The 16,725-nt window shown below is 53.9% G+C and carries 16 protein-coding genes and 1 other RNA gene; 12 read left to right on the top strand and 5 right to left on the bottom strand.

Annotated features, from left to right (window positions below):
* Positions 1-24 precede the first annotated feature (24 nt).
* The gene (locus tag ACLJQJ_RS12050) at positions 25-450 is read right to left on the bottom strand and encodes a PPC domain-containing DNA-binding protein (RefSeq protein WP_000218564.1); all 426 of its coding nucleotides are present in this window, start codon (positions 448-450) and stop codon (positions 25-27) included.
* A gap of 373 nt (positions 451-823) precedes the next feature.
* Between ACLJQJ_RS12050 and epd the strand changes: the two genes are divergently transcribed.
* The 6 genes from epd to ACLJQJ_RS12020 all read left to right on the top strand — a co-directional run bounded on the left by epd (position 824) and on the right by ACLJQJ_RS12020 (position 6,992).
* Positions 824-1,870 (top strand): erythrose-4-phosphate dehydrogenase, encoded by a 1,047-nt coding sequence (gene epd / locus ACLJQJ_RS12045; protein WP_063808824.1) that lies wholly within the window; start codon positions 824-826, stop codon positions 1,868-1,870.
* A 21-nt stretch (positions 1,871-1,891) separates the two neighbouring features.
* Positions 1,892-3,055, top strand: coding sequence for a phosphoglycerate kinase (gene pgk / locus ACLJQJ_RS12040; RefSeq protein ID WP_000111274.1), 1,164 nt, complete (start codon positions 1,892-1,894; stop codon positions 3,053-3,055).
* 101 nt (positions 3,056-3,156) lie between these two features.
* The gene (gene fbaA / locus ACLJQJ_RS12035) at positions 3,157-4,236 is read left to right on the top strand and encodes a class II fructose-bisphosphate aldolase (protein ID WP_000034387.1); all 1,080 of its coding nucleotides are present in this window, start codon (positions 3,157-3,159) and stop codon (positions 4,234-4,236) included.
* 232 nt (positions 4,237-4,468) lie between these two features.
* Positions 4,469-5,329, top strand: coding sequence for a small-conductance mechanosensitive channel MscS (locus tag ACLJQJ_RS12030; RefSeq protein WP_000389833.1), 861 nt, complete (start codon positions 4,469-4,471; stop codon positions 5,327-5,329).
* A gap of 187 nt (positions 5,330-5,516) precedes the next feature.
* Positions 5,517-6,152, top strand: a complete 636-nt coding sequence (gene argO / locus ACLJQJ_RS12025) for an arginine exporter ArgO (RefSeq protein ID WP_000626863.1) — start codon at positions 5,517-5,519, stop codon at positions 6,150-6,152.
* A 93-nt stretch (positions 6,153-6,245) separates the two neighbouring features.
* A complete protein-coding gene (locus tag ACLJQJ_RS12020; protein WP_000669854.1) occupies positions 6,246-6,992 on the top strand; it encodes an oxidative stress defense protein in 747 nt (248 codons plus the stop codon).
* A 265-nt stretch (positions 6,993-7,257) separates the two neighbouring features.
* Here the strand turns inward: ACLJQJ_RS12020 and argP are convergent, their stop codons facing one another.
* Positions 7,258-8,151: a DNA-binding transcriptional regulator ArgP gene (argP, locus tag ACLJQJ_RS12015; RefSeq protein WP_000828345.1), complete on the bottom strand. Its 894-nt coding sequence runs from the start codon at positions 8,149-8,151 to the stop codon at positions 7,258-7,260.
* Between the two features lie 153 nt (positions 8,152-8,304).
* Between argP and rpiA the strand changes: the two genes are divergently transcribed.
* Complete coding sequence (rpiA, locus tag ACLJQJ_RS12010) at positions 8,305-8,964, top strand: ribose-5-phosphate isomerase RpiA (RefSeq protein ID WP_000189741.1); 660 nt, start codon at positions 8,305-8,307, stop codon at positions 8,962-8,964.
* Positions 8,965-9,230: 266 nt separating this feature from the next.
* Positions 9,231-10,463 carry a phosphoglycerate dehydrogenase gene (gene serA / locus ACLJQJ_RS12005; RefSeq protein WP_001151627.1) on the top strand — a complete coding sequence of 411 codons (1,233 nt, stop codon included), beginning with the start codon at positions 9,231-9,233 and terminating at the stop codon, positions 10,461-10,463.
* 380 nt (positions 10,464-10,843) lie between these two features.
* On the opposite strand, the gene ACLJQJ_RS12000 is transcribed toward serA, so the two are convergent.
* The 3 genes from ACLJQJ_RS12000 to zapA all read right to left on the bottom strand — a co-directional run bounded on the left by ACLJQJ_RS12000 (position 10,844) and on the right by zapA (position 12,015).
* Positions 10,844-11,440 (bottom strand): 5-formyltetrahydrofolate cyclo-ligase, encoded by a 597-nt coding sequence (locus tag ACLJQJ_RS12000; RefSeq protein ID WP_063808823.1) that lies wholly within the window; start codon positions 11,438-11,440, stop codon positions 10,844-10,846.
* Positions 11,441-11,460: 20 nt separating this feature from the next.
* Positions 11,461-11,644: non-coding RNA, 6S RNA (gene ssrS / locus ACLJQJ_RS11995), on the bottom strand.
* Positions 11,645-11,685: 41 nt separating this feature from the next.
* Positions 11,686-12,015 (bottom strand): cell division protein ZapA, encoded by a 330-nt coding sequence (gene zapA / locus ACLJQJ_RS11990; protein ID WP_001276011.1) that lies wholly within the window; start codon positions 12,013-12,015, stop codon positions 11,686-11,688.
* Positions 12,016-12,181: 166 nt separating this feature from the next.
* Between zapA and ACLJQJ_RS11985 the strand changes: the two genes are divergently transcribed.
* The 4 genes from ACLJQJ_RS11985 to ubiI all read left to right on the top strand — a co-directional run bounded on the left by ACLJQJ_RS11985 (position 12,182) and on the right by ubiI (position 16,605).
* The gene (locus ACLJQJ_RS11985; protein ID WP_129330069.1) at positions 12,182-12,760 is read left to right on the top strand and encodes a YecA family protein; all 579 of its coding nucleotides are present in this window, start codon (positions 12,182-12,184) and stop codon (positions 12,758-12,760) included.
* A 25-nt stretch (positions 12,761-12,785) separates the two neighbouring features.
* Entirely contained in the window at positions 12,786-14,102 is a 1,317-nt protein-coding gene (pepP, locus tag ACLJQJ_RS11980) for a Xaa-Pro aminopeptidase (protein WP_000193681.1), read from the top strand.
* On the top strand, positions 14,099-15,277 hold the full coding sequence (gene ubiH, locus ACLJQJ_RS11975) for a 2-octaprenyl-6-methoxyphenyl hydroxylase (RefSeq protein WP_063808822.1): 1,179 nt from the start codon (positions 14,099-14,101) through the stop codon (positions 15,275-15,277). The genes pepP and ubiH overlap by 4 nt, the downstream gene beginning before the upstream one ends.
* A 125-nt stretch (positions 15,278-15,402) precedes the next feature.
* On the top strand, positions 15,403-16,605 hold the full coding sequence (gene ubiI / locus ACLJQJ_RS11970) for an FAD-dependent 2-octaprenylphenol hydroxylase (protein ID WP_001192149.1): 1,203 nt from the start codon (positions 15,403-15,405) through the stop codon (positions 16,603-16,605).
* The last annotated feature ends 120 nt before the right edge of the window (positions 16,606-16,725 follow it).

Raw genomic sequence — 16,725 nt, 5'->3', positions numbered from 1 at the left:
AAGTACCTCTTAAAGAGTCGTCAATTAACGGGAAGAAATATGCAGTTCGTCATAACCGGAAATGGCGCACGGTTGACGGCTGAACGTCAGCGCTGGCAGCTCGCCGATAACCAGTTCCAGCGTGGTACGCACGGTACACCCTGGCATCATATGGCCGCCGAGCATGGCCCCGTAGGGATCCGATACCGCGAGATGCAGATGCTCGCCGGTCAATTCAAGCGTGCCGTTTAGCGAGATAACTTCAAACGTGCCGGTGAGCGATGTGGTCGCTTCTTGCCCGGCATAACGCAGCGCAACGTCGGTCAGACTGCCGGTACACCCTGCAATCCAGGCGGCATGTAATTGGTTCTGTTGCACAAAGGCGTGTAATTGGGAAAACACTTCCTGGCCGGGAAGCAGACGAAGCGCGTAAAAGCGCGCTGTAGAGGCATTGTGGTGAGATACAGTCATCGTTACAGGACTCCGAGACTCGGACGTGGCGCTGATAATATAGACGCTGGCGACAGCGCTTTCTGATATAAATCAGTATTTGTGACGCGACGATGAAAAGATCTGACGGATGTACTGGTGATTCTTAAATATGGAATAAATTGCAGCGTAAGCGGCCATGAAATGTGATGCAGGTCAGATAACTGTCTTCTTCGACTGGACAAACATTCCTTTTATTCCCCGTTTCGCTTATTCTAGCTGAAGCGTTTCAGTTAATTAAATGTTCGACAATTAACCAATCAGTCGCAGTTTGCGACAGGTGAGGTTTTACTCGACGATGAGCTGCATTACTCTGTCAGCCTCATCTGAATCGGGATAGCCTTGCAGGAGACCTATGACCGTACGCATAGCGATTAATGGCTTTGGTCGCATCGGACGTAACGTGGTTCGTGCTTTGTATGAATCCGGACGTCGGGCGGAAATTACCGTGGTGGCCATCAACGAGCTGGCGGATGCCGCAGGCATGGCGCATTTGTTGAAATACGATACCAGCCACGGGCGTTTTGCATGGGAGGTTCGCCACGAGCGCGAGCAGCTTTTTGTCGGTGACGATGTCATTCGTATTCTGCATGAACGAACGCTGGCGGATCTGCCGTGGCGCGAACTGGGCGCGGATGTCGTGTTGGATTGTACGGGCGTATATGGCAACCGGGAGCATGGCGAGGCGCATATTGCCGCTGGCGCGAAGAAAGTGCTCTTTTCTCATCCGGGCAGCAACGATCTTGACGCCACCGTCGTTTTTGGCGTGAACCAGAACCAACTGCGTGCGGAACATCGTATTGTCTCAAACGCGTCCTGTACCACGAATTGCATAATTCCCGTCATTAAATTGTTGGATGATGCTTACGGCATCGAGTCTGGTACCGTCACGACGATCCACTCTGCGATGAACGATCAGCAGGTGATAGACGCGTATCACTCCGATCTGCGGCGCACGCGCGCGGCCAGCCAGTCGATTATCCCGGTAGATACAAAACTGGCGGCAGGCATTACGCGTATATTCCCGCAGTTTAACGATCGTTTTGAGGCGATTGCGGTGCGCGTTCCAACCATTAATGTGACGGCGATCGATTTAAGCGTGACGGTGAAAAAACCAGTAAAAGCCAGTGAAGTCAACCAGTTGCTGCAAAAAGCAGCACAAGGTGCATTTCATGGTATAGTTGACTATACGGAATCACCGTTGGTCTCGATAGATTTTAACCACGACCCGCACAGCGCCATTGTTGATGGCACGCAAACCCGGGTTAGTGGCGCCCACCTGATCAAGACGCTGGTCTGGTGCGATAATGAATGGGGCTTTGCTAACAGGATGCTCGACACCACGTTAGCGATGGCCGCAGTTGGTTTCAGGCTCGACGCGTCAGCGTCGACAAAACTTTAAGCATCATTGAGAGGATTCACCATGTCTGTAATTAAGATGACCGATCTGGATCTGGCCGGGAAACGCGTTTTTATCCGTGCGGATCTGAACGTACCTGTTAAAGAAGGGAAAGTGACCAGCGACGCGCGTATCCGCGCCTCTCTGCCGACCATCGAACTGGCTCTGAAACAGGGCGCGAAAGTGATGGTAACTTCCCACCTGGGTCGTCCTACCGAAGGCGAGTACAACGAAGAATTCTCTCTGCTGCCGGTTGTTAACTACCTGAAAGACAAACTGTCTAACCCGGTTCGCCTGGTCAAAGATTACCTGGACGGCGTTGACGTGGCCGAAGGTGAGCTGGTGGTTCTGGAAAACGTTCGCTTTAACAAAGGCGAAAAGAAAGACGACGAAGCGCTGTCTAAAAAATATGCCGCCCTGTGTGACGTATTCGTGATGGACGCCTTTGGTACCGCGCACCGCGCGCAGGCTTCTACCCACGGTATCGGCAAATTTGCTGATGTTGCGTGCGCAGGCCCGCTGCTGGCCGCTGAACTGGATGCGCTGGGTAAAGCGCTGAAAGAACCGGCTCGTCCGATGGTGGCTATCGTTGGTGGTTCTAAAGTATCTACCAAACTGACCGTTCTGGATTCCCTGTCTAAAATCGCTGACCAGCTGATTGTCGGCGGCGGTATCGCCAACACCTTCGTTGCCGCTCAGGGCCACAGCGTCGGTAAATCCCTGTACGAAGCTGACCTGGTTGACGAAGCAAAACGTCTGCTGACCACTTGCGATATCCCGGTTCCGACCGATGTTCGCGTTGCCACCGAGTTCTCCGAAACCGCACCGGCGACTCTGAAATCCGTTAACGACGTGAAAGAAGACGAGCAGATCCTGGATATCGGCGATGCTTCCGCTCAGCAGCTGGCTGAAATCCTCAAGAATGCCAAAACCATTCTGTGGAACGGCCCGGTTGGCGTGTTTGAGTTCCCGAACTTCCGTAAAGGGACTGAAATCGTGGCGAATGCCATCGCTGATAGCGAAGCGTTTTCCATCGCTGGCGGCGGCGACACCCTGGCGGCAATCGACCTGTTCGGCATTGCTGACAAAATTTCCTACATTTCTACTGGCGGCGGCGCATTCCTCGAATTCGTGGAAGGTAAAGTTCTGCCAGCCGTAGCGATGCTCGAAGAGCGCGCTAAGAAGTAATCGTTACGGGCAGGGATTCCTGCCCGTTGATTTATCGCCGATCTGACATTCAGGGCGGCCCGTGTTTTTTCCCAAAGCCCGACGATACAGGACAACGAAACATGTCTAAAATTTTTGATTTCGTAAAACCAGGCGTGATCACTGGTGATGACGTACAGAAAGTGTTCCAGGTAGCAAAAGAAAACAATTTTGCTCTGCCGGCAGTTAACTGCGTGGGCACTGATTCCATCAACGCTGTTCTGGAAACCGCTGCAAAAGTTAAAGCACCGGTCATCGTTCAGTTCTCCAACGGCGGCGCGTCCTTCATCGCGGGTAAAGGCGTGAAAACTGACGTACCTCAGGGCGCGGCAATCCTGGGCGCTATTTCTGGCGCGCATCACGTTCATCAGATGGCTGAACATTATGGCGTTCCGGTTATCCTGCACACTGACCACTGCGCGAAGAAACTGCTGCCGTGGATCGACGGTCTGCTGGACGCGGGTGAAAAACACTTCGCGGCTACCGGTAAACCGCTGTTCTCTTCTCACATGATTGACCTGTCTGAAGAGTCTCTGCACGAAAACATCGAAATCTGCTCCAAATACCTGGCGCGCATGTCCAAAATTGGCATGACTCTGGAAATCGAACTGGGTTGCACCGGTGGTGAAGAAGACGGCGTGGACAACAGCCACATGGACGCTTCTGCTCTGTACACCCAGCCGGAAGACGTTGATTACGCGTACACTGAACTGAGCAAAATCAGCCCGCGTTTCACCATTGCCGCTTCCTTCGGTAACGTACACGGCGTTTACAAGCCGGGTAACGTGGTTCTGACCCCGACCATTCTGCGTGATTCTCAGGAGTATGTTTCTAAGAAACACAACCTGCCGCACAACAGCCTGAACTTCGTTTTCCACGGCGGTTCCGGTTCTACTGCTCAGGAAATCAAAGACTCCGTAAGCTACGGCGTAGTGAAAATGAACATCGATACCGATACCCAATGGGCAACCTGGGAAGGTGTTCTGAACTACTACAAAGAAAACGAAGCGTATCTGCAAGGTCAGCTGGGCAACCCGAAAGGCGAAGATCAGCCGAACAAGAAATACTATGACCCGCGCGTATGGCTGCGTGCTGGCCAGACTTCGATGATCGCTCGTCTGGAAAAAGCATTTAAAGAACTGAACGCGATTGACGTTCTGTAATATAGTCTGCTGATTGAAATGGCTTCCCTTGGGAAGCCATTTTTTTATCGTTATTTCCGGAGAGCGGCGTTAGTTAGCGCTTTCATCCGGCCAACTCACAATGTACCTGCCTTTTTTGGTTTTGGGATGATGCCGAAAAATGGCATATTCCTCTGTTTTTGTTTACCTTTAAAAAGTTCTTTTCGTGAGAATGATCTCATTTGCTTGTTTTGCTATGACCAAGGAATATTGAATGGAAGATTTGAATGTTGTCGACAGCATAAATGGTGCGGGCACCTGGCTGGTACGCAACCAGGCGTTATTGCTCAGCTATGCTGTGAATATTGTTGCGGCTATCGCTATTATCATCATCGGCTTGATTGTAGCGCGCGTGATCTCCAATACGGTAAATCGTCTGATGCGTGCGCGTCATATTGATGCGACAGTGGCCGACTTTCTTTCTGCACTGGTGCGCTATGGGGTTATCGCTTTTACGCTGATTGCGGCTCTGGGTCGCGTGGGGGTTCAAACCGCCTCGGTTATTGCCGTACTGGGCGCCGCTGGTTTAGCCGTTGGCCTGGCATTACAGGGATCGCTTTCTAACCTTGCGGCTGGGGTATTGCTGGTTATGTTCCGTCCGTTCCGCGCCGGTGAGTATGTCGATTTAGGCGGCGTTGCCGGTACGGTACTGAATGTGCAAATCTTTTCCACAACAATGCGCGCGGTAGACGGCAAAATTATTGTAATTCCGAATGGCAAAATTATCGCGGGAAATATCATCAACTATTCTCGTGAGCCGGTTCGCCGTAACGAATTCATTATTGGGGTGGCCTACGATTCGGATATCGATCAGGTGAAACAGTTGCTCACGACGATTATCGAGTCCGACGATCGTATTTTAAAAGATCGCGAAATGACGGTGCGTTTGAATGAGCTGGGCGCCTCATCGATTAATTTTGTGGTGCGTGTCTGGAGTAAAAGCAGCGACCTGCAAAATGTCTACTGGGACGTGCTGGAGCGTATTAAACGTGAATTCGACGCCGCTGGTATTAGCTTCCCGTACCCGCAGATGGACGTCAATTTTAAACGCGTGAAAGATAACGCCGCGGAGTAATTTTTCTCCCGCGCTGCGCTTATCCGCCTCCAGTATTCTCTGGTTATTGAGCGGATAAGCGTAGCCGCCATCCGTTATTCAGTCTCTTCATTAGCTTTTCTTATTAGTGATTAAAATTATCAATTTCCGCTAATAATATTCCCGCGCTATAGTCTGCCTTTAAGAAAAACAGCTCAGGGTAGTTAACGTGATATCTTATTATTTTCAAGGGTTTGCCCTTGGCGCCGCCATGATCCTTCCGCTTGGCCCGCAAAATGCGTTTGTGATGAATCAGGGAATTCGTCGCCAGTACCACCTCATGATAGCGCTGCTTTGCGCGTTAAGTGATTTAGTCCTGATTAGCGCCGGTATTTTTGGCGGTAGCGCGTTGCTGATGCAGTCGCCGTGGCTGCTGGCGCTGGTCACATGGGGCGGGGTCGCGTTCTTGTTATGGTACGGTTTTGGCGCGCTGAAAACGGCAATGAGCAGTAATCTGGAGCTGGCCAGCGCCGAGGTTATGAAGCAGGGGCGCTGGAAAATTATTGCTACGATGCTGGCGGTAACGTGGCTGAATCCGCACGTTTATCTGGATACGTTTGTCGTGTTGGGCAGTCTCGGCGGACAACTGGCTATGGAGCCAAAGCGCTGGTTCGCCCTCGGCACGATTAGCGCGTCGTTCTTATGGTTTTTTGGGTTAGCGCTACTGGCGGCCTGGCTTGCGCCTCGACTGCGTACGGCGAAAGCTCAACGCATTATCAACATTCTGGTTGGGGTGGTGATGTGGCTTATCGCCTTCCAACTGGCGCGGGAAGGCGTCGCGCATATGCACGCGCTTTTCAACTAAGCGTTGTCTGATGGACAACAGGCCGATATCCGCTAAGCTTGCCTGCATGCGCCCTGTATATCAGGGCAATGACTGCAATATGGAGGAGAGACTGTGAAGTTCAAAGTGATGGCCCTGGCGGCATTAGTGGGTTTAAGTGCAATGTCGGCGCAGGCAAGCGAATTGCCGGAAGGCCCGCACATCGTGACTTCCGGTACGGCAAGCGTCGATGCTGTGCCTGATATCGCCACCTTAGCGATTGAAGTGAACGTCGCGGCGAAGGATGCGGCGACGGCGAAGAAGCAGGCCGATGAGCGCGTGGCGCAATATCTTTCCTTCCTTGAGCAAAATCAGATTGCGAAAAAAGACATTAGCGCGGCGAATCTGCGCACACAGCCGGATTATGATTACCAAAACGGTAAAAGCATTTTGAAAGGATATCGCGCGGTGCGAACCGTTGAGGTGACGCTGCGTCAGTTAGATAAACTTAATTCGCTGCTGGACGGCGCGCTGAAGGCGGGTCTGAACGAGATTCGTTCGGTATCGCTGGGCGTGGCGCAACCGGACGCCTATAAAGACAAGGCCCGCAAAGCCGCCATTGATGACGCGATTCATCAGGCGCAAGCGCTGGCAGCCGGTTTTAACAGCAAATTGGGGCCGGTTTACAGCGTTCGTTACCATGTCTCTAATTATCAGCCGAGTCCGGTGGTGCGAATGATGAAAGCCGCAGATGCTGCGCCGGTATCCGCGCAGGAAACTTACGAGCAGCCGACTATTCAGTTCGACGATCAGGTCGATGTGGTATTCCAGCTTGAACCTGGAACAGGGCAGACGTCGACAACGGCCGCCAGCACGCAGTAATCTCGCCCGGCCTGGGCGCTTCCAGGCCGCGTTTTCTCCCAGTGTTCGCGTTTTTTGCTCCGTATTACGCATTGAAATGAAGATTTGCTAATACGGTGAGCGTTTTGAATCGCCTTGTCGCCAGCAAAAAATAGCCAATGGCGCGTCGTTTTTTGCCGCCTGAACGCAATGATTTTGTGATGAACTTCAAAGAAGTGACGAGGGAATAATGGGTCATGCAGGCCGGATAAGACGTTCACGCCGCCATCCGGCATTCATAGAGAGGCTAATCCTGACGCAGCACCTTGTGCCCGTACTCCAGCAGCGCGTCGGTCACTTTGCGCATCATCCGGCTTTCCGGGGCAAAGCGGTGCCAGTAAAGCATCCGGCGCTGTAGCAAACCAGGCGTTAAGTTGATCAACTCGCCGCTTTCCAGCTCTTTCTCAATCTGCAGGTGAGGGATCATGCAGCAGGTCGTGCCCTGACGCGCAAGCTGTACAAACGCTTCGGATGAATTAACGATATGGCACGGCACGCTGCCGGGCGGTAGATCGAAATTCTGTTGCAAAAAGGCCTGATGCATATCATCCAGATGGTCGAACGCGACGGCGGGCGCTTTCAGCAGCGACGACCGGGTAACGCCATTGGGGAAATAGCGCTCGGCAAACGGCTTTGACGCGACAAACAGATAGTCGAGTGCGCCCAGTTTGTCTACCAGGCAACTGGGCAGCGCCTGATGCTGAATACTCACCGCGCCCACCACCTCGCCGCGCCGCAGACGTTCTTGCGTGCGCGTTTCATCTTCCACCTGTAAATTGAGACGGATAGGGGAGTCCGCCAGCACCGGCGCCAGCGCCGGAAGCAGCCAGGTCGCCAGACTATCGGCGTTAACCGCCAGCGACAGCAGCAGCGGCGTAGAGCCGGTTTGTTCATCGCCCAGCCACTCTTCTTCCAGCAGTTCAACCTGACGCAGCAGAGCCAGTAATTTTTGCCCTTGCTCCGTGGGGCGAGGAGGAACGGTACGCACCAACAAAGGTTGTCCGAACATATTCTCAAGCTGTTTTATGCGCTGTGAGACGGCGGATTGCGTGATGCACAGCTTCTGGGCGGCGCGCTCGAATCCTCGTTCACGTATAACGGCATCCAGCGCCTGTAGTGTTCTGTAGTCCGGACGTTTCATTGTTGTGTCATGCTCCTGTTATTTTTTTCCGCACTATGACATAAATTTGCCGTCGGTACAGATGAAATCCGTAGCCTGTGTACGGACACGGAGATTTTTCCCGACAATGTTCTATAATGCGGCTGTATTTTCACACCACAGGCGAAACGATCTATGACGCAGGATGAACTGAAAAAAGCGGTAGGATGGGCGGCACTTCAGTATGTACAGCCCGGCACCATTGTGGGCGTTGGTACAGGCTCAACGGCCGCACACTTTATTGATGCGCTGGGCACAATGAAAGGCCAGATTGAAGGCGCGGTCTCCAGCTCGGACGCCTCGACTGAAAAACTCAAAGGCCTCGGTATTCATGTGTTTGATCTCAACGAAGTGGATAGCCTGGGTATCTATGTCGATGGCGCGGACGAAATCAACGGTCATATGCAGATGATCAAAGGCGGCGGCGCGGCATTAACCCGTGAGAAAATTATTGCTTCCGTGGCGGAGAAATTTATCTGTATTGCGGATGCCTCTAAACAGGTGGATATTCTTGGCAAATTCCCGTTGCCGGTCGAAGTGATTCCGATGGCGCGCAGCGCGGTCGCTCGTCAACTGGTGAAGCTGGGCGGGCGTCCGGAGTACCGTCAGAACGTGGTCACGGATAACGGCAACGTGATTCTGGATGTTTATGGTATGGAAATCCTTGATCCCATCGCGCTGGAAAACGCCATTAACGCGATTCCGGGCGTCGTGACCGTAGGGTTGTTCGCCAACCGTGGCGCCGATGTCGCACTGATCGGCACGCCGGACGGGGTGAAAACCATCGTAAAATGATCCCGCCAGGCGTATTTCCTGCCGCGTAAAAAATTCGGTCAGGGCAAATTTGGTGACATGTATCACGTTTAATCGTTTGCCCTGCCGATCCCTCCAAAGAAAAAGTTATTCCCGGTATTTTCATCTGCTATTTCCCGCTGTATGCGATTCCTTCACGACGCTGGCGCAAACGTTCATATTGCCGTGATAATTTTTTTTGATATGTTGAAGGACGGATGCAAATCCACACACAACATCAGATGGCAAAAAAAGACAGGATCGGGGAAATGGCAAAGGTATCGCTGGAGAAAGATAAAATTAAATTTCTGCTGGTTGAAGGGGTGCATCAAAAGGCGCTGGAAAGCCTTCGTGCGGCAGGTTACACCAACATTGAATATCACAAGGGCGCGCTGGATGCTGAACAGTTGAAAGCGTCCATCCGCGATGCCCACTTCATCGGTCTGCGATCCCGTACTCATCTGACAGAAGAAGTGATTAACGCCGCAGAGAAGCTGGTGGCGATTGGCTGTTTTTGCATCGGCACCAACCAGGTGGATTTAAATGCGGCGGCAAAACGCGGTATTCCGGTCTTTAACGCGCCATTCTCGAATACCCGTTCCGTGGCGGAGCTGGTGATTGGCGAGCTATTGCTGCTGCTGCGCGGCGTGCCGGAAGCGAACGCCAAAGCGCACCGCGGCGTATGGAATAAACTGGCGGCGGGATCGTTCGAAGCGCGCGGTAAAAAGCTTGGCATTATCGGTTACGGCCATATCGGAACGCAGTTGGGCATTCTGGCGGAATCGCTGGGGATGCATGTCTATTTCTATGATATTGAAAATAAACTGCCGCTTGGTAACGCAACTCAGGTGCAGCACCTGTCTGAATTGCTGAATATGAGCGATGTGGTCAGTCTGCACGTACCTGAAAACGCCTCCACCAAAAACATGATGGGTGCAAAAGAGATTGCCCTGATGAAGCCGGGTTCGCTGCTGATTAACGCCGCGCGCGGTACGGTAGTGGATATCCCGGCTTTGTGCGACGCGCTGGCGACGAAACATCTGGCGGGGGCGGCTATCGACGTCTTCCCGACGGAACCGGCCACTAATAGCGATCCGTTTACCTCTCCGCTGTGCGAATTCGATAACGTGATCCTGACGCCGCATATCGGCGGCTCGACGCAGGAGGCGCAAGAAAACATCGGTCTGGAAGTCGCAGGAAAACTGATTAAGTACTCGGATAACGGCTCGACGCTGTCCGCCGTAAACTTCCCGGAAGTGTCGCTGCCGCTGCACGGCGGTCGTCGCCTGATGCACATCCACGAAAACCGCCCGGGCGTATTGACCGCGCTTAACCAGATCTTTGCCGAGCAGGGCGTTAACATTGCCGCGCAGTATCTGCAAACCTCCGCCCGAATGGGGTATGTGGTGATTGATATAGAAGCCGATGGCGATGTGGCGGAGAAAGCGCTGCTGGCGATGAAGGCGATTCCGGGCACCATTCGCGCCCGTCTGCTGTACTAATTTCCTCTAAATGGGCAGGAGATGACCTGCCCATCCTTTCTCTGGTTTCCCTGCCTCAACATCTCTTCGTGTAACGCATACATTCTGTTTTCGAGCCTTGCCGCAATTGGTAATTAAAGGCAGCGTTGCGTGTTGTACAGCAATAAAAGGAATTTACGATAAGGGCTCAGCATAGCGCTGAAACGGGAAAGCCCCTACCGAGGCAGGGGCTCTAAAAAGGAAAGGGACGATGATGAGATACGTCATCATGCTGCTGATCCTGTTAATCATCGCTTGCCCAGCATATTAACAGAGAGTACGCAGGAGGGAGGTTCGCCTCCCTCACCCTTCACCGAGAAATTTAGGTCAAAAAAGCGACGCTGTCAATCGACAAAACACGGCTACCACTCCCAAATTTTGGACGGCGTCACCACCGCAGGCAGCGGGATATCCCACTCTTCAACCGGCAGTTTTTCTACTAACTGGCAATCATGCGCGTAGCCCACAGGTAGGATCTTATGCTGCTGCCAGTTTTGTAGCGTACGGTCATAAAATCCGCCGCCCATCCCCAGGCGCTGCCCGTCTTCGTCAAACGCGACTAACGGCGTTACCAGCACATCCAGCTTTGCCAGCGGTAATACGTCGCGGACATCAAGCCGTGGCTCCTGGATCTTTAAGCGGTTGGTCACCAGCGCACTCTGCGGATGATAGTGCAGGAACAGGAGGTTGCCAGGGCTGAAGGGATGAAGAACCGGAAGGTAGACGCGCTTGCCCGCTTGCCATAGCTGTTCAATCAGCGGCTGGGTGTCGAGTTCGCCATCAAAGGAGAGAAACACGGCGACAGTGTGCGCCATCACGACGGGAGGAAAGCTGAGCATTCGGGCGGCGGCCTGTTGACCAAAGCGGCGTTGCTGCTCTGGCGTCAGCGCACGGCGACGTTGCCGAATCATTCGGCGGATTTCTTGTCGTGATAAAGAGAGTTCGGGAAGTTGCGTCATGGCTGTCGCCAGTCAGAAGGGGAATCTCCGAGATGCCGCCGCAGGCTGTAACCCTTGAACCCTTGGTTCAAGGTGAATGTGTCGTCACAGTTTTAAGGCTTCTCGGACGAACCGAGCATGCTCACCAACCGCGGAGCGCCACATTCTTGTGGTATGAAATATCGGCTCAGGGGACTGGCCCGCTTGCAAACATCTCAGAGAAATTCTGTTTTCACAATCACTTTACCATAGTAAAGCGAAAAGTGTTATTCAAAGTTTTGGCCCGTTTTTTCGGTTATGCGACCTTGATCAAGCAACGCCTGTTCGATGGTCTGTTGTAGCATCCGAATACGTTGTTCCATGCTCGCCGCGTAATCGCGGGTCTTCGCTTTTTCCTGAGTTAACTCATAGCTGATATTCAATGCGGCAATGAAAACCAACTGCTCAGTATTTGTGACTCTAGTGCGAACTTTCAGATCTTGCAACCGCTGATTCAGATCGTCCGCAGCCTGATTCAACGCATCCCTTTGGTCAGGCGGGCAATTCACTCGCAGTGAACGGCCAAATATTTGGATATCGACGGGTTGTGCAGACATGCCACCTTCCTGCTGATTGACTGCGCTGCCTTCGTCTCCAGACCCAGGGTCCGCGAAGGGGCGACACTATAGCTACCCTGGTGTGAAGATACAAGCCCTTTTCTGGTTCACCAGGGTCCAAAGTGGTAGCATATCATGAATATCCTCCCTTTGATGACGAATGCTTATGTCTATACAGAACGAAATGCCTGGTTACAACGAAATGAACCGGTTTTTGAATCAACAAGGGGCCGGTCTGACCCCGGCTGAAATGCATGGTTTAATCAGCGGGATGATTTGCGGCGGCAACAACGACAGCTCATGGCAGCCGCTGTTGCACGACCTGACGAACGAAGGTCTGGCCTTCGGGCATGAGCTTGCTCAGGCGCTGCGCAAAATGCACGCGGCGACCAGCGACGCGCTGGAAGACGACGGCTTTCTTTTTCAGCTTTATCTGCCTGAAGGCGACGATGTCAGCGTATTCGATCGCGCAGATGCCTTAGCCGGGTGGGTTAACCACTTTTTGCTTGGCCTCGGCGTAACGCAGCCTAAACTTGATAAAGTCACCGGCGAAACGGGTGAAGCGATTGACGACCTGCGTAATATTGCGCAGCTTGGTTATGATGAGAGCGAAGATCAGGAAGAGCTGGAGATGTCGCTCGAAGAGATCATCGAATATGTCCGTGTTGCGGCGCTGTTATGTCATGACACTTTCACGCGCCAACAGCCGACCGAGCCGGAAGTGCGTAAACCGACGCTACACTAAGAAAAAACGAAATGGAGGCCATGTCATGACTCAGCAGGAATACCAACGCCGTCGCCAGGCATTACTGGCGCAAATGCAGCCCGGCAGCGCCGCGCTGATCTTTGCCGCGCCGGAGGCGACGCGCAGCGCAGACAGTGAATATCCGTATCGCCAGAGTAGCGACTTCTGGTATTTCACCGGTTTTAACGAACCGGAAGCCGTGCTGGTACTGATTAAGAGTGATGACACCCACAACCACAGCGTTTTGTTCAACCGCGTTCGCGACCTGACGGCGGAAATCTGGTTTGGTCGCCGTTTAGGACAGGATGCCGCGCCGGAAAAACTGGGCGTTGACCGGGCGCTGGCGTTTAGCGAAATCAACCAGCAACTCTTTCAGTTGCTTAATGGTCTGGATGTGGTGTACCACGCGCAGGGCGAATATGCGTATGCCGACGAAATTGTTCTGGCTGCGCTGGAGAAGCTGCGTAAAGGCTCCCGCCAGAATCTGACCGCGCCGGCCACCATGACTGACTGGCGACCGATCGTCCATGAGATGCGCCTGTTCAAATCGCCGGAAGAGATTGCTGTCCTGCGCCGTGCCGGGGAAATTAGCGCGCTGGCGCATATCCGCGCGATGGAAAAATGCCGTCCGGGGATGTTTGAGTATCAGTTGGAGGGGGAAATTCACCACGAATTTAATCGTCACGGCGCGCGCTATCCCTCCTATAACACCATTGTCGGCAGCGGCGAAAATGGCTGTATTCTGCATTACACTGAAAACGAAAGTGAAATGCGCGACGGCGATTTAGTGCTTATCGACGCAGGTTGTGAATATAAAGGTTACGCGGGCGACATCACGCGTACTTTCCCGGTGAACGGGAAATTCACGCCAGCTCAGCGTGAAATTTATGACATCGTTCTGGAATCGCTGGAGACCAGCCTGCGACTGTTCCGTCCTGGTACCTCTATTCAGGAGGTGACCGGCGAAGTCGTGCGCATCATGATAACCGGGCTGGTGAAGCTGGGGATTTTGCAAGGAGAGGTTGATCAACTGATTGCCGAAAATGCGCATCGTCCTTTCTTTATGCATGGCTTAAGCCACTGGCTGGGGCTGGATGTTCATGATGTCGGGGTTTATGGGCCGGATCGCTCCCGCATCCTGGAGCCGGGCATGGTGCTGACCGTAGAGCCAGGCCTCTATATCGCGCCGGATGCCGACGTGCCGGAAGCGTATCGCGGCATTGGCGTTCGAATTGAAGATGACATTGTCATTACCGAAACCGGTAATGAAAACCTGACCGCTGGCGTTGTGAAGAAGGCGGATGACATTGAAGCATTAATGGCGGCGGCGCGGCAGCAATGAGCGTCATTATCGTTGGCGGCGGCATGGCAGGCGCAACGCTGGCGCTGGCCATCTCTCAGTTCAGTCATGGGACGTTGCCGGTACACCTGATTGAAGCGAAAGCGCCTGAAGCCGACGGTCATCCCGGCTTTGACGCCAGAGCGATTGCGCTGGCGGTGGGCACTTGTCAGCAACTGGCGCGAATTGGCGTCTGGCAGGCGCTTTCCGATTGCGCAACGGCAATCAACACCGTACACGTCAGCGATCGCGGCCATGCCGGATTTGTGACTCTCGATGCGCAGGACTACAGTCTGGCAGCGTTGGGGCACGTTGCGGAGCTGCATGATATCGGGCTGCGTCTGTTTGCGCTCTTGCGTAAAGCGCCAGGCGTTACGCTGCACTGCCCGGAGCGCGTAGCCAGCGTGTCGCGTACCCAACAGCAGGTTAACGTCACTCTGGAAAACGGCAATGTGATAGCTGGCAGCGTGCTGGTGGCGGCTAACGGTACCCACTCCGCGCTCGCGTCAGCCTGCGGCGTTGACTGGCATCAGGAGCCTTACGAACAGTTAGCGGTGATAGCGAATGTCGCAACCGCTATCCCGCACCAGGGACGCGCCTTTGAACGTTTTACTCCCAATGGCCCGCTGGCGATGTTGCCGATGTCGCATGGCCGATGTTCGCTGGTTTGGTGTCACCCGCTCGACCAGCGCGATGAGGTGCTGAGCTGGTCCGACGCGCAGTTCTGCCATGCATTGCAGGCCGCGTTCGGCTGGCGGCTGGGGCGAATTACTCAGGCGGGTAAGCGCAGCGCGTATCCGCTTGCCCTGACTACGGCGGCAAAAGTGTTTACTCACCGGACTGTCGTGGTCGGCAATGCGGCGCAGACGTTGCATCCTATCGCCGGACAAGGGTTTAATCTCGGTCTGCGCGATGTCATGAGCCTGGCGGAAACGCTGGTCGCGGCACAGGACGCGGGCGAAGATATTGGCGCCTGGCACGTGTTATCGCGCTATCAGCAGCGTCGTCAGGTTGACCGGGATACGACGATTGGCGTAACGAACGGTCTGGTCCATCTGTTTGCAAATCGTTGGGCGCCGCTGGTTATTGGGCGCAATATCGGTTTAATGGCAATGGAATTATTACCGCCTGCGCGCGATGCGCTGGCACAGCGGACCTTAGGTTGGGTTGCGCGTTAAGCAGATCTGTAGGCCGGATAAGGCGTTTACGCCGCCATCCGGCATCGTGTTCGTAAAAATGCCGGATGGCGGCTTCGCCTTATCCGGCCTACGGTTTTGATTGTTCCGGTTTCCAGGAGTAAATAGTGCAAAGTGTTGATGTAGCAATAGTTGGCGGAGGCATGGTGGGACTGGCTGTCGCCTGCGGCTTGCAGGGGAGCGGTTTGCGCGTTGCGGTACTGGATCACGTTGTCCCCCAGCCGTTGGCGAACGATGCGTCGCCTCAGCTTCGGGTGTCGGCGATTAATGCCGCCAGCGAAAAACTGCTTACCCGTCTTGGCGTATGGTCAAACATTGTGGCGCGACGGGCAAGTTGCTACCACGGTATGGAAGTCTGGGATAAAGACAGCTTTGGCCGTATTACGTTTGATGACGCAAGCATGGGATATAGCCATCTGGGGCATATTGTTGAAAACAGTGTCATTCACTACGCATTGTGGCAAAAAGCGCAGCAAGCGGCGGATATCACCTTAATGGCGCCAGCGGAGTTACAGCAGGTTGCCTGGGGAGAGAACGACGCCTTCCTGACTTTAAAAGACGGCGCGATGTTAACCGCGCGTCTGGTGATTGCCGCGGATGGCGCCAACTCCTGGCTGCGTAACAAAGCGGATATTCCCTTAACTTTCTGGGACTACCGTCACCATGCGCTGGTAGCGACTATCCGCACCGAAGAGCCGCACGGCGCGGTTGCTCGCCAGGTGTTTCATGGTGAAGGTATTCTGGCGTTTTTGCCGTTAAGCGATCCGCATCTGTGTTCCATTGTCTGGTCGCTTTCTCCGCAGGATGCGGAGCGTATGCAACAGAGCGGCGACGAGGCGTTTAACCAGGCGTTGACTATCGCCTTCGATAATCGGCTGGGCTTATGCCGCCTGGAAAGCGAACGGCAGGTTTTTCCGCTGACGGGCCGCTATGCTCGCCAGTTTGCTGCGCATCGTCTGGCGTTAGTCGGCGATGCCGCGCACACCATCCATCCGCTGGCAGGGCAAGGCGTCAACCTCGGCTTTATGGACGCGGCCGAACTGGTGGACGATCTGCGCCGGCTTCAGCGTCAGGGCAAAGACATTGGTCAACATCTTTATCTCCGTCGTTATGAGCGTAGCCGTAAACATAGCGCGGCGATGATGCTTGCCGGGATGCAAGGTTTTCGTGACCTGTTTGCCGGCGAAAACCCGGCAAAAAAATTGCTGCGCGACATCGGACTGAAACTGGCGGACACGCTCCCCGGCGTCAAACCCCAACTGCTTCGCCAGGCAATGGGGCTAAACGACCTTCCGCAATGGCTTCGTTAAGCGTCTGACTGCACGCCAGCAAGAGTTTGAAACCCGTCACACTTTGCTTTCCCGGCTATCGCGCCGGGGGGCTTTCCTCGTTTGAAATAATCTAATTTCACCGCTTATTTCGCATTATAT

The organism is Salmonella sp. SAL04202 (assembly GCF_046550775.1).
Lineage (GTDB): Bacteria > Pseudomonadota > Gammaproteobacteria > Enterobacterales > Enterobacteriaceae > Salmonella > Salmonella enterica.
Note: the sequence above shows the minus strand (reverse complement) of the source record. Positions and strands in the feature narration are given on the sequence as shown.

What these genes read in the sequence shown, in the direction of transcription:
- ACLJQJ_RS12050 (WP_000218564.1), bottom strand. Translation starts at nt 450, where the DNA reads ATGACTGTATCTCACCACAATGCCTCTACAGCGCGCTTTTACGCGCTT.
- epd (WP_063808824.1), top strand. Translation starts at nt 824, where the DNA reads ATGACCGTACGCATAGCGATTAATGGCTTTGGTCGCATCGGACGTAAC.
- pgk (WP_000111274.1), top strand. Translation starts at nt 1,892, where the DNA reads ATGTCTGTAATTAAGATGACCGATCTGGATCTGGCCGGGAAACGCGTT.
- fbaA (WP_000034387.1), top strand. Translation starts at nt 3,157, where the DNA reads ATGTCTAAAATTTTTGATTTCGTAAAACCAGGCGTGATCACTGGTGAT.
- ACLJQJ_RS12030 (WP_000389833.1), top strand. Translation starts at nt 4,469, where the DNA reads ATGGAAGATTTGAATGTTGTCGACAGCATAAATGGTGCGGGCACCTGG.
- argP (WP_000828345.1), bottom strand. Translation starts at nt 8,151, where the DNA reads ATGAAACGTCCGGACTACAGAACACTACAGGCGCTGGATGCCGTTATA.
- rpiA (WP_000189741.1), top strand. Translation starts at nt 8,305, where the DNA reads ATGACGCAGGATGAACTGAAAAAAGCGGTAGGATGGGCGGCACTTCAG.
- serA (WP_001151627.1), top strand. Translation starts at nt 9,231, where the DNA reads ATGGCAAAGGTATCGCTGGAGAAAGATAAAATTAAATTTCTGCTGGTT.
- ACLJQJ_RS12000 (WP_063808823.1), bottom strand. Translation starts at nt 11,440, where the DNA reads ATGACGCAACTTCCCGAACTCTCTTTATCACGACAAGAAATCCGCCGA.
- zapA (WP_001276011.1), bottom strand. Translation starts at nt 12,015, where the DNA reads ATGTCTGCACAACCCGTCGATATCCAAATATTTGGCCGTTCACTGCGA.
- ACLJQJ_RS11985 (WP_129330069.1), top strand. Translation starts at nt 12,182, where the DNA reads ATGTCTATACAGAACGAAATGCCTGGTTACAACGAAATGAACCGGTTT.
- pepP (WP_000193681.1), top strand. Translation starts at nt 12,786, where the DNA reads ATGACTCAGCAGGAATACCAACGCCGTCGCCAGGCATTACTGGCGCAA.
- ubiH (WP_063808822.1), top strand. Translation starts at nt 14,099, where the DNA reads ATGAGCGTCATTATCGTTGGCGGCGGCATGGCAGGCGCAACGCTGGCG.